7 protein-coding genes are annotated in these 11670 nt (G+C 66.0%); 4 read left to right on the plus strand and 3 right to left on the minus strand.

Annotated elements, in window-relative coordinates; translation table 11 throughout:
* The first annotated feature begins 138 nt into the window (after positions 1 to 138).
* Positions 139 to 1773, plus strand: coding sequence for a tannase/feruloyl esterase family alpha/beta hydrolase (locus AC3WS4_RS03175; RefSeq protein WP_492739821.1), 1635 nt, complete (start codon positions 139 to 141; stop codon positions 1771 to 1773).
* 48 nt (positions 1774 to 1821) lie between these two features.
* Here the strand turns inward: AC3WS4_RS03175 and AC3WS4_RS03180 are convergent, their stop codons facing one another.
* Together AC3WS4_RS03180 and AC3WS4_RS03185 are read right to left on the minus strand one after the other, a co-directional pair.
* Complete coding sequence (locus AC3WS4_RS03180; protein ID WP_492739819.1) at positions 1822 to 3357, minus strand: class I adenylate-forming enzyme family protein; 1536 nt, start codon at positions 3355 to 3357, stop codon at positions 1822 to 1824.
* A gap of 60 nt (positions 3358 to 3417) precedes the next feature.
* A complete protein-coding gene (locus tag AC3WS4_RS03185) occupies positions 3418 to 4566 on the minus strand; it encodes an aromatic ring-hydroxylating oxygenase subunit alpha (RefSeq protein ID WP_492739818.1) in 1149 nt (382 codons plus the stop codon).
* Between the two features lie 105 nt (positions 4567 to 4671).
* Between AC3WS4_RS03185 and AC3WS4_RS03190 the strand changes: the two genes are divergently transcribed.
* Genes AC3WS4_RS03190 through AC3WS4_RS03200 form a run of 3 tightly spaced genes read left to right on the plus strand, consistent with a single transcriptional unit; the run spans position 4672 to position 10423 of the window.
* Positions 4672 to 6984 (plus strand): arylsulfatase, encoded by a 2313-nt coding sequence (locus AC3WS4_RS03190; protein ID WP_492739817.1) that lies wholly within the window; start codon positions 4672 to 4674, stop codon positions 6982 to 6984.
* 35 nt (positions 6985 to 7019) lie between these two features.
* Complete coding sequence (locus tag AC3WS4_RS03195) at positions 7020 to 9128, plus strand: molybdopterin-containing oxidoreductase family protein (RefSeq protein ID WP_492739816.1); 2109 nt, start codon at positions 7020 to 7022, stop codon at positions 9126 to 9128.
* A complete protein-coding gene (locus AC3WS4_RS03200; protein WP_492739815.1) occupies positions 9125 to 10423 on the plus strand; it encodes an MFS transporter in 1299 nt (432 codons plus the stop codon). Before AC3WS4_RS03195 ends, AC3WS4_RS03200 begins: the two co-directional genes overlap by 4 nt.
* 4 nt (positions 10424 to 10427) lie before the next feature.
* On the opposite strand, the gene AC3WS4_RS03205 is transcribed toward AC3WS4_RS03200, so the two are convergent.
* The gene (locus AC3WS4_RS03205) at positions 10428 to 11609 is read right to left on the minus strand and encodes a lipase family protein (RefSeq protein WP_492739814.1); all 1182 of its coding nucleotides are present in this window, start codon (positions 11607 to 11609) and stop codon (positions 10428 to 10430) included.
* Between the last annotated feature and the right edge of the window lie 61 nt (positions 11610 to 11670).

The following is an 11670-nucleotide window of genomic DNA, read 5'->3' on the forward strand; positions in this document are numbered from 1 at the left end:
CCGCCCGTGAAACCGGCAATCGGCTTCATGCCCTGCCTTCACCATAGCATCAATATTTACATTTTCCATTTTTTGTTATTTGATAGCAGAACAGGCTTTCAGAGTCGGCAAAGCGACGATGGGTGGAGGATAAAGGGTATGCGATATCGGACAATGCTGATGATGGCCGGCGCGCTGACCGGATTGCTGACGATACCGTTTGCGGCGGCGCATGACCCGCGACCAGTTGCAATCCCCGGCGTAGCGGCCGCAGCCTGTTCGCCCGAGGCGATCACATGGGCGGGCAAGGATGTCGCGATCGAGTCGATCCGCTGGCTGGCCGACCCGGTGCCCTATTGCCGGATCGACGGGGTCGTGCGGACCGCAAATCCCGGGCCGAATACCGTCGGCTTCATGATCGCACTGCCGCAAAGCTGGAACGGCCGCTATCTGATGACGATTCCGGGTGGGTCGGCGGGCTACATCGTCAATCCGTCGCGCGAGCATCTGACCGCCGGCTATGCGGTGGCGACCACCGACAAGGGATCGCACTCGCGCGGTGCGCTCGACATGTCATTCCGCGGCGATCCGGCAAAGTCCGAAGATTATGCGCATCGCGGCACGCATGTGGCGGCAGTTGCGACGCAAACGCTGGCGCGCGGCTATTATAACCGCAGCGCGATGCCGCGCTATATCATGGGCTGTTCCGGGGGGGGCGTCAGCACCCTGATGGAAGCGGAGCGATACCCCGGCGATGCCGACGGCTTCATCGCGGCAGGCGCCCCAACCAGCGCCCATGTGCAGACGTTCTGGGCCTATGTCGCACAGCATGTCGCGCGCGATCCGGCGCGCTGGATATCGCCCGCCGACATGACGCGCGTTGGGCAGGCGATCGTGGCCAAATATGACGCGGCCGACGGCGCGCGCGACGGGCTGATCTGGGATCCAACGCAAATCCGCCTGTCGCATTCCTTGTTCCCGTTCCTCAGCGATGCGCAATATTCGACGCTCGAAATCCTGGCCGGCGGGTTCCCCCCGGTTGCGGGGTCCGACGTCGCGGCGCCGGGCTTTTGGTTCGCCAACCCCTCGCTGCTGGGACCGATCGCGCTGGGCACCGCGCCGCCGCCGTGGACCGACAAGACTCGGCCGCCTCTGTTCGGATCGACCGTGCTCAGCATGAAGGCTTTGCGCGCTACCGGCTATGATGCGCTGACGCAGATGGATTTCGGGGATCCGGCACAGCGCAACGAAGACGACGCGCTGTGGGCGCGCGTCGGCGGTTATGGCTATGATCCCGCCAATCTTGCGGCGATGCAGCGAACCGGCGGCAAACTGATCATGTGGACCGGCGCCTCCGACGAATCGATCCCACCCGCCTATACGGCGGATTACAGCGACGCGGTCCGGGCTCGGTACGGCGCCGAAAGCGGAAATTTCTTCCAGAGCTTTTTCGTGCCCGGGATGTTCCATTGCCGCGGCGGCGAAGGCTCCCCAACCGACAGCAGTCGCGCGATGCTGGACGCGATGCAGCGCTGGGTGGAGGGCGGCACGCCGCCAGCCGACATCATATTGACCAACAGTCCTCGGACGCTGGAACTCAACTCGACGTCGAACACGTCGATGTATGTTTCGGGCATGAGCCTCGAAAACCCCGCGACGGCCGACAGCGATGCCGCGGTGGCGCGCAGCTATCGCATCTGCGCCTATCCCAGCGTTGCGAAGTTCACGGGCGCGGAGGGAAGCGACGTCAGCGACGCGCGCAACTGGAAATGCACGGGAATGATGAAACGGTAAAAAGGGCGCGGCCGACGGGCGTCTCGTGCCGCCCGCCGGCCCCGATCGCTATTTCCCGAACAACGCCTTCGCCTGGTCGGGCACCGCCGGAAACAGCCCGCGCAGCGTCGGTTTGGAAATCTTGCCCGACAGGGTGCGCGGCAGCGGTTCGTCGATGAAGACGACACGGCGCGGACGCTTGAAGGCCGCGAGTTGCGCCGAGCCGTCGGTTTCGAGCGCGGACAGCGCCGCGCCTTCGTCCTTCACCCCGCTCGCGACGATCATCGGAACTTCGCCCCAGTCGCTGTCGGGAACCCCGATCACCGCCAGTTCGGCGATATGCGGGTTAGCCGAGAGGATTTTCTCGATCTCGGCCGGATAGACGTTGATACCGCCCGAAATAATCATGTCCTTCGACCGGTCGACGACCTTCACGAAGCCTTCGTCGTTCATCATGCCGGTGTCGCCGGTGCGCAGCCAATCGCCCGCAAACGTCGCCGCGGTGGCCTCGAGATTGCGCCAATATTCGCGCATGACATGCGGTCCGCGCACCATGATCTCGCCGATCTCGCCATTGGCAAGCGCGTTGCCGTCGGCGTCACCGATCTTCATCTCGCTGCCGACGATCGGGCGTCCCGCCCAGCCGATATGCGCGATCGCATCGTCGCCGTGCATCGTCGCCGCCAGCCCCGACGCCTCGGTCAAGCCATAGGACTGGATCAGCGAAATGCCCTTGGCGCGATATGCCTCGATCAGGTCGACGCTGACCGGCGCGCCGCCGGCGGCAGCTGAGATCATGCTCGACAGATCGGCCTTTTCGAAACCCGGTGACCGCATCAGCCGTTCCCAGACGACCGGAACCGTCGTCGCCGCGCTCACCCGATGCCGCTGGATCACGTCCAAATAGCGGTCGATGTCAAAATCGGATTCCAGCACCATCGTCCCGCCCGCATTGACCGCGAACTGGATGAAGCAGGAGACGATCGCGCCGGTAAAGACGAAGGGCACCGCGACCATGATCGAATCGCGCCAGGTCAGCCCTTCGGCGATATTCTTGGCGAGGCCGGGATACATGGCGCCGCCGTGCGTGAGCAGCGCGCCTTTCTGGCGCCCGGTGGTGCCCGAGGTGTAGCAGAGGAAGCCGGCATCGTTGAGGCCGATCGTCTCGGTCGGCACCGGACCGGTATCGATCAGCAGCGCGGAAAAGCGCCGCGCATCGCTGCCGTCGAGGCTGTAAATCGCGAAGGGCAGCTTCGATGCCGCCAACTCGAGCCGGTCGAGATGCTTCGCCTGAGTAACAACGATCTTGCAGTCGGCATCCTCCAGCAAAGGCAGAATTTCACTCGCGGTGAGTTTGAAATTGAGCGGCACGATCATCGCCCCGAGCTTCAGGCACGCGACGGTCAGCAGCGGCGCCTCGATCCTATTGTCGAGGTGCATGCCGACGCGGTCGCCCTTGACCACCCCGGCGGCGCGCAGGCCCCGCGCGATCGCGTCGCTGCGCGCGTCAAACTCGGCCCAGCTGGTGCGGACGTCGTCGGCGATCACGGCGCTGTGATCCGGCCTCCAGCGCGCCCAATAACGAACGAGTTCGGCGATATTCATGCAGTCTCTCCCGAGGGGGTTTTCGCGGGGTCCGGCTCTTCGTCCGGTTATGTCTCTATGTCAGGCCAACGCCTCGAACTCGCGCGCCATCTGCAAGTGCAGATGCTGCGTCGGCACTTCGTTGGCGCCATAGAGGAAGCCGGTCGTCGGCAGCGCCGCGGCATTGGCCTGGATCATTTCCTCCATCGGAAAATCCTCCTCGGTCGCGGCCTGCCGCAAAATCTCCCAGCTGCGGTTGATCCGCTCGGCAACCTCGTCGGTCAGCTTCGCCGGATCGGTCAGGAAGCGGATGTGGACATGGCATTTGCCGGGATCGGTCAGATGCGGCCACACGGTCCAATGCTCGATATGGTCGGGCGTCGGGATCACGCTCATGTTGGGGAAAATCATCAGGTTGCCGGTCAGATAGCGCCAGCCGCCCTCGATCGGTTCGCCGGCCTTGAGCTTGCGCGCGAGCCGCTTGCGCGCCGAATAGGATTGGCCGTGCCGCCCGAGATCGAGCCACACCGCGGCGCCGGTCTGGATCAGCTTGCCGACCCCTTCGGCGTGCAGGAATTGCGGGTGGAGCACGTCGATCGCGCCGTCCATCACCAACTTCCAGTTGATGTCGAGATCGATCTTCTGGTCCATGAAAACGACGAGCTTGTCGATGTCATAAGCCGCGAGCCGCTCGTCGGCCTCGCCCAGATAGTCGGCGATCGGCATGTCCTGCGGCGCCTGAGGCAGTTTGATCCACACGAGGCCGTGGCGCTCCTCTGCCTCGACCGCGAAGAGATTGCGGCACCCCTTGTCGAGCGTGCCATATTGCTCCTCGAACGGAATGCCGCGCAAGCTGCCGTCGCCCTTGAAGCTCCAGCCATGATAGGCGCAGACGAAAAAGGGCTTCTTGCCCTTCTCGCCCTGCTCGACCTTGCCGCCGCGATGGCGGCACATATTGCGGAACACAGCGACGCTGCCGTCCTTCTGCCGCACGATCAGCAGCGGCACGCCGAGTATGTCGCGGGTGACAAAACTGCCGGGTTCGGGGATTTCCATGCTCGTCGCGGCGGCGAGCGGTTGGCGCCGGAACACCTCGAGTTCGCGGGCCAGATGGTCGGCGTCGGTGAAATGCGCGGCGGGGACCTCGATCGAATCCGCGGCCATGTCGGTCGTGCCATTTTCCAGATGGTCGACGATGCGGCGATAGATCGTGTCCAATTCGATTTTCATGCCCTGTCCCTCGCCAATCCTGATGTTTACACTTTACGAAGAATGTAATTCATCTATAGTGCGGCGTCAAGCATCCGGCGATCGACGGACACGAGGTGTATGGGAATGAGGAAGTACCGGTTTTTCAATGTCGCGGCCGCCTGCCTGAGCGCTGCGGCGCTCGCGGGTCCGGCATCGGCAGCGCCCGACGACCAGCCGAAGATCGGCAAGACCTTTGCCGATTCGGTGCCCGGCAAAATCCAGCGCACCGTCGCCCCCGCGGGTGCCCCCAATATCCTCGTCTGGGTGATCGACGACATGGGCTTCGGCCAGCTCGGCAGCTATGGCGGCCTCGCCGAGACCCCCAACATCGATCGCGTCGCGCAGCAGGGGCTGCGCTACACCAATTACCACACCACGCCGATCTGCTCGGCCAGCCGCGCCGCGCTGCTGACGGGCCGCAATTCGCACCGCGTCCATATCGGCGGCCATTCGGCGATCGCGGTCGGCTTCCCCGGGCAGGACGCGCTCGTCCCGCGGAGTGCCGGCACCGTCGCCGAGAACCTGCGCCAGTCGGGCTATCTCACTTACGCCATCGGCAAATGGGACCATCTGCCGCAGGCCGACGCCTCGGCGGCGGGACCCTTCACCTATTGGCCCAGCGGCCAGGGCTTCGACCGCTATTATGGCTTCCTCGCCTTCGACGCCGACAATTTCGACCCGACGCTCTGGTCTGATCACGACCCCGTCGCGCTGTCGCCGCGCGCCGACTATCATCTCAGCGCCGATATGGCCGACAAGGCGATCGGCTGGATCGGTGCGCGCGACGCCACCGATCCGCACCGCCCCTTCATGATGTATTGGGCGACCGGCGCGGTCCACGCGCCGCACCACGCGCCGCAGCGCTGGCTCGACCATTATAAGGGCCGCTTCGACGCAGGCTGGGACGTCGCCGCGCAGCAGGTGCTCGACCGGCAGAAGAAACTCGGCCTCGTGCCAGCCGGCATGGCGCTCCCGCCGCTGCCCGCCGGGGTCAAGCATTGGGCCGATCTCAGCCGCGACGAGCAGCGCATGTTCGCGCGCCAGATGGAGGCTTTTGCCGCGCAGCTCAGCCACGCCGACGAACAGTTCGGCCGCATCCTGGGCGCGCTCGAAGCACGCGGCGAACTCGACAACACCGTCATCCTGATCACCGCCGACAATGGCGCCAGCGCCGAGGGCGCGCCGCAGGGCACGTTCAGCGAACATTATTTCGCCAACGCCTATTTCGCGACGCTCGAGGAAAATCTGCGCCATTATGACGATTGGGGCGGTCCCTCAACCTATCCCCACTATGCCAATGGCTGGGCGGTCGCGGGCAACACCCCGTTCCGCTATTACAAGCAGACCGCCTATGAGGGTGGCACGCGCGTGCCGCTGATCCTCTCCTGGCCGGGGGGCATCCCCGCACGCGGCGAATTGCGCGGCCAGTATCAGCATGTCACCGACATCACCCCGACGATCCTCGACGCCGCGGGCATCGCCCCCGCCGCGATGGTCAATGGCGAGCGGCAGATGGCGTTCGACGGCGTCAGCATGACATACAGCTTCGCCGCGCCCACCGCGCCGACCCGCCACGCCACGCAATATTATGAGATGTACGGCAATCGCGCGATCTATGCGGGCGGCTGGAAAGCCGTCGTCCCGCACCGGCTCGACGTGTGGGATTTCATGAACCGCCCCGTGTTCGGAGACGACAAATGGGAGCTCTACAACCTCACCACCGACCCGGGCGAACAACGCAATGTCGCGGCCGCCAACCCGCGCAAGCTCGCCGAGATGAAGGTGCTGTTCGACCGCGAGGCGAAGGCGAACAATGTCTATCCGCTGTCCAACACCAGCGACGCGTGGGGCTTCGTCCGTAAGATGGCCGCCGAGGACATGGCCCGGCGCGGCTATCAGTGGACCTACACCGGCGCCACCGCGCGCATTCCGGAAGCGCTCGCCCCGCCCATGCAGTCCGCCAGCTTCACCATCGAGGCGAAGCTCGATCTCGACAGCGACGCCGGCGGCACCATCGCAGCGATCGGCGGGCGGCATGGCGGCTTCGCGCTCCACTTGCGCGAGGGGCGCCCGGTCTTCTCCTATCGCAGCCTCGACCTGAAACTGACGGAAGTCGCCGCCGACCGCGCGCTGGGGCGCGGCCCCGCGACCATCCTGCTGCGCTTTGAACGGCGCGGCGAGAGCGAAGCGATCGTCCATATCCTTGCCGACGGCGCCGAAATCGCCAGCGGCACGATCAAGGGCGCCCTGCCCCGCCTGTCCTTCTCGCCGAGCGAGACCTTCGACCTCGGGCAGGACAGCGGTTCGGGGCCGCTCGCCGATGGCAAGACCGCAGGCGTACTCGATGGCCGCGTCCGCACCGTGAATGTCCGCGTCACCCCGCCCGCGGCGCGGTGACGGGCATCGAACAACAGGAAGGAAGGGAACAGCTGATGGCTTTCACCACCATCCCCGGCGCCGATGGCGACCATATCACCTATTGCCGCGTCTGCGAGGCGCTGTGCGGCATGGTCGCGACGGTCGCCGATGGCAAGATCGTCAAGGTTCGCCCCGACCGCGACAATCCCCATTCGCGCGGCCATATCTGCGTCAAGGGTCCCGCGCTCGCCGAAGTCACTTACGACCCCGACCGCGTCACCACCCCGCTGAAGCGCGTCGGCGGGCCCGGCGAGTTTGCGCCCGTCGGCTGGGATGACGCGCTGGACGACATCGCCGCGCGCCTGTCAGCGTCGATCGAGGCACATGGTCCGCAAAGCTTCGCGATGAACACCGGCAACCCGCCGAGCATGGGATGGCCCAGCTCGATGGGCAATTATCTGTTCAGCCGCGCGATGGACTGCACCAAGCTGTTCACCCCCTCGTCGGAGGATATCACGTCGGTGGTTCTCGCGACGGAGCTGATCTTCGGCACCCACGGCTTCGTCTTCCCCGACCTCGCGCAATGCGACCATCTGCTGATCTTTGGGTCGAACCCGCTGGTCAGCCACGGCTCCTTGCTCATCGCCCCGCGCTTCAAGGAGGATCTGGTCGAGATCGCCGAGCGCGGGCGCGTGATCGTCGTCGACCCGCGGCGCAGCGAGACCGCGCGCAAGTTCGAGCATGTCTCGATCATCCCCGCCGGCGACGTCTGGTTGCTCGGCGCGATGGTGCAGGTCGTCATCGCCGAGGGGCTGGCCGATAGGGCGTTCGTCGAGCGCCATTGTTCGGGCTTTGCCGAGCTTGCGGCGGCGATCGACTGGATCACCCCCGAGATCGCTGCCCCGCATTGCGGCATCGAGGCCGACGCAATCCGCACCCTCGCGCGCGATTTCGTCGCCGCGCCGCGCGCCGCGGCCATGGGACGCATCGGCATCTGCCGCGCCAGTTACTCGACGCTGACCAACTATTTCCTCCACCTCCTCAACCTGCTCGGCGGCAAGTTTCATCAGCCGGGCGGCGTCGGCTGGGGGCATGGCGGCACCGCGACCGACGCCCAGGCGACGGGACCCGGCCAAGCACGCCACAAACGCCACAGCTCGCGCATCAGCGGCCAGGCTTCGGTCTGGGGAACCCAGTCGAGCCTGACCTTCCTCGAGGAAATGACCACCCCCGGTGACGGCCAGATCAAGACATTGCTGACCGTCGGCGCCAATCCGGTGATGTCGATGCCCGGCGGGCCGCGCCTGACCGAAGGCTTTGAGGCGCTCGACCTGATGGTGTCGGTCGACCTCTACATGACCGAAACCTCGCGCCACGCGCACTACATCCTGCCCGCGACGACGGCGCTCGAGCGTGAGGACATCAATCAGTTCTTCATGAACCATATGGTGCGACCCTTCGCCCAATATGTGCCCGCGGTGATCCCGCCGACCGGCGAAGCGCGCGGCGAATATGAGATTTTGCGCGACCTTGCCGCACGCATGGGCCGCGACGGCGCCTTCGGCAACATGACGCCGTTCGAAATGGCCGACGGCGCGCTGCAGGCGGGGATCGAGGGGCAGGACGGGCTGTCGCTCGCCAAGCTGAAAGCCAATCCGCACGGGGTGATGATCGAACGCGGGCGCTGGGCCTTCGATTTCGAAAAGCGCATCGGCCATCCCGACGGCAAGATCCATTTGTGGGACGATATCGCCGGCGAGGAGGTGACGCGCCTCCACGCCGAGCCCGAGCCCGACCCGAACATGCTGCGCCTGATTAACCTGCGCAAACTGCGCTCGATCAACAGCTGGATGCACAATGTCGACAAGCTCGTCCGCTCCGACTCCCCGGCGCTGCTGATCAACCCGTCGGACGCCGCCGCGCGCGGCATCGACGACGGCATGGCGGTGAAGATCTCGACCCAATGGGGCGCGATCGAGGTCGTGGCCGAGGTGACCGACGAGGTCCGCCCGGGCTGCGTCGCCTATCCGCATGGCTGGGGCCATCGCGGCGGCTGGCGGGGCGCCAATGCGCAGCCGGGCCGGAACCTCAACGAAATCACGCCCGCAACCCCCGACCAGGCCGAACAGGTGTCGGGGATGAGCTGGCTCGAAGGCTTCCCGGTGGAGATTTGCGCGGCATGACGGCCTGGGCATGGCCGTCGCCAACCCGCGCCTGGTATGTCGCCGGGCTGCTCTGCCTGATCGCCGCACTGTCCTATCTCGACCGTTACATCATCGCGCTGCTCGCCGATCCGATCATCAGGGACATGGGCATCGATGCCACCGCGATCGGCCTGCTCATCGGACTCGGTTTCGGATTGCTCTATGCCTTGTCGGGGGTGCCCGTCGCCTATCTGATCGACCGCGGCACGCGCGTGCGCATCGTCGGCATCGGCGTGATCGTCTGGAGCCTGTCGACCGTCGCATCGGGCTTCGCGCCCAATTTCGAGATATTGCTGATGACGCGCGCCGGGGTCGCGATCGGCGAAGCGGTGCTGGTCCCCGCGACGGTATCGCTCGTTGCCGACCTCTTCCCGCCCGAAAAGCGGGCCCTGCCCATCGGCCTGTTCATGGCGGTATCGACGCTGATGGCGTCCGGGGCCTTCCTGATCGGCGCTTATGCCTTCGAACTCGCGGTCATCCTCTCACCCGATCTCGGACTCAGCCCATGGCGGCTGACGCTTGTCATCGTCGGTGTACCCGGATTGGTCCTTGGCCCGCTCTGGCTGCTCACCGTCGCCGAACCCGATCGCGTCGAAGAACCCGGACAGGCCGACCAGACCAGCCTCGCGGCGGCCCTCGCCTATCTCCGCCGCCACTGGCGCTTCTACCTGCCCTTCTATCTTAGCTTTGGCGTGTCGGCGCTCGCGAGCTACAGCTTCATCGCCTGGACGGCGACGATGCTGACGCGCAGCTATGGCCAGAGCGTCGCCGCCGCCGGCGCGATCTTCGGGCTTGTCGGCGTGATCGCGGCGGCGATCGCCGCCTTTTTCTGGCCGGCAATCAGCGCCTGGGTCTTGAAGCGCGACCGCGCCGAACTCGCGGTGCTCGCGCTCGCGGTCGGCCTCGGCATCGGCCACGCCGCAGTCGCTGCCTTCCCGCTCGCGCGCGACATCGACGGCGCAATCGCGATCATCGCCGTCGCGACCTTCGGCTATGGCGCGGCGGGCGGCCTCGCGGTGCTGATCATCCAGCACATCGCCCCGCCGCGCATGCGCGCCAAGATCACCGCGCTCTATGTGCTGGTCGGCAATCTGGTCGGCCTGACCTGCGGCCCGGCCTTGTCGGCGTGGATGTCCGACACCGCCTTCACCGGCAACGATGCGCTGCGCCAGAGCCTGTCGATGCTGGCGCTGGTCATGCTGCCGCTGACCGTGGGCCTGATCCTGTTCGCCATGACGGCGCACCGCCGCGTCGTCGCCGACGAAGGCCGCTAGGCGGCTAGGGCTTGCAGGTCGGCGCGATCGGTCCGCCCTCGATCGCCGCCTTGGCAAAGGCGATCGCATCGGCGGCGGCGGCGTTCACAACGCCCGAATGATCCTTGTCCTTGTAGATACGCGCCTCGACGACATTGCCGCGGCTGCACAGGTCGTTGACCAAGGTCAGCGTCGTCATCGGCAGCGCCGCCGTGTCAGCCGCGCCGATGCCGAAAAAGACCGGTGCCGCGAGGTCGAGCGTCGGAAACGAGCGCAAATCGACGTCGGTATCCCAGAGCCGCTTAAGCATGCCCGGCCGAAACGCCTTCGACGGATCGAGGTTGCGTGAGGCGGCCGCCTTCATCAGGTCGGGCAGGCAGGCCGATCCGACGATCTCCTCGATCTCGCGCCCCTGTTCGGTGAAAACCGCATCGGCATCGAGATCGGCATGGGTGCGCGTGAGTTCATAGCCGATCATCGCATAAGCGCCGGTGACCATGACGTCGGTCGCGCTCGACGCGAGTCCGCTCTCGATCGCTTCTCGCGATAGGTTCGGCGCGCCCGTCGCGACAACGCCGCGCACCTTCAGGTCGGGCGCGTGGGTCGGCGCATAGCCGGCGGCCGCGACGACCGTTCCGGCGCCCTGCGATTGCCCGACGAGGATGACCTGATTGGCCGTCCCGTAACGTGCGTCGCGCACGACGGCCCGCGCGCTGTCGAGGAGGCTGTACGAACTCGCGCGATAATTGGAATAGGGATGGATGCCCGGTGTGCCGAGTCCCTGATAATCGCTCGCCACCACCGCAAAACCGGCGTCGAGCCAACTCGAGATATAGCGGCCATCGCGCTCGCCGCGCGGGCGCGCCGATGGCGCGCAGACGTCAGCGATGCCGGTGGTGCCATGCGCCCAGGCCACTACGGGCCAGCCGCCCTTCGGCGGCGTACCACGCGGGAGGAAAACCGCGGCCGAAACCGGCACCATATGTTCGTCGGCGATGCCGTCGCGCGCGGTGTAGAGGATGCGCGTCGCCCTGCCCGCGCCGGGCACCGAAAAATCGGCGGGCAACGGCTCTTCGCCCAGTACGACGCCCGCCTCGCCCGGCAAAGCACCGGACCAAGCGTAAAAGGCCGGCACGCCGCCATCACCGACGTCGGACGGCGCGGCCCTCGCCGGCGCCATCACAAGGCCGAGCGAGACGATCAACATGAACCCGGCCCGCTTTCGCGGCGCCGGGTTCATCGTCGATCTGGCGCCGCGCGAACCGCGA

This window comes from Sphingopyxis sp. EU05-FHT14B03 (genome assembly GCF_058790875.1).

Excerpts from the sequence above, each read along its gene's own strand:
- AC3WS4_RS03175 (WP_492739821.1), top strand. The coding sequence starts at position 139 with ATGCGATATCGGACAATGCTGATGATGGCCGGCGCGCTGACCGGATTG.
- AC3WS4_RS03180 (WP_492739819.1), bottom strand. The coding sequence starts at position 3,357 with ATGAATATCGCCGAACTCGTTCGTTATTGGGCGCGCTGGAGGCCGGAT.
- AC3WS4_RS03185 (WP_492739818.1), bottom strand. The coding sequence starts at position 4,566 with ATGAAAATCGAATTGGACACGATCTATCGCCGCATCGTCGACCATCTG.
- AC3WS4_RS03190 (WP_492739817.1), top strand. The coding sequence starts at position 4,672 with ATGAGGAAGTACCGGTTTTTCAATGTCGCGGCCGCCTGCCTGAGCGCT.
- AC3WS4_RS03195 (WP_492739816.1), top strand. The coding sequence starts at position 7,020 with ATGGCTTTCACCACCATCCCCGGCGCCGATGGCGACCATATCACCTAT.
- AC3WS4_RS03200 (WP_492739815.1), top strand. The coding sequence starts at position 9,125 with ATGACGGCCTGGGCATGGCCGTCGCCAACCCGCGCCTGGTATGTCGCC.
- AC3WS4_RS03205 (WP_492739814.1), bottom strand. The coding sequence starts at position 11,609 with ATGTTGATCGTCTCGCTCGGCCTTGTGATGGCGCCGGCGAGGGCCGCG.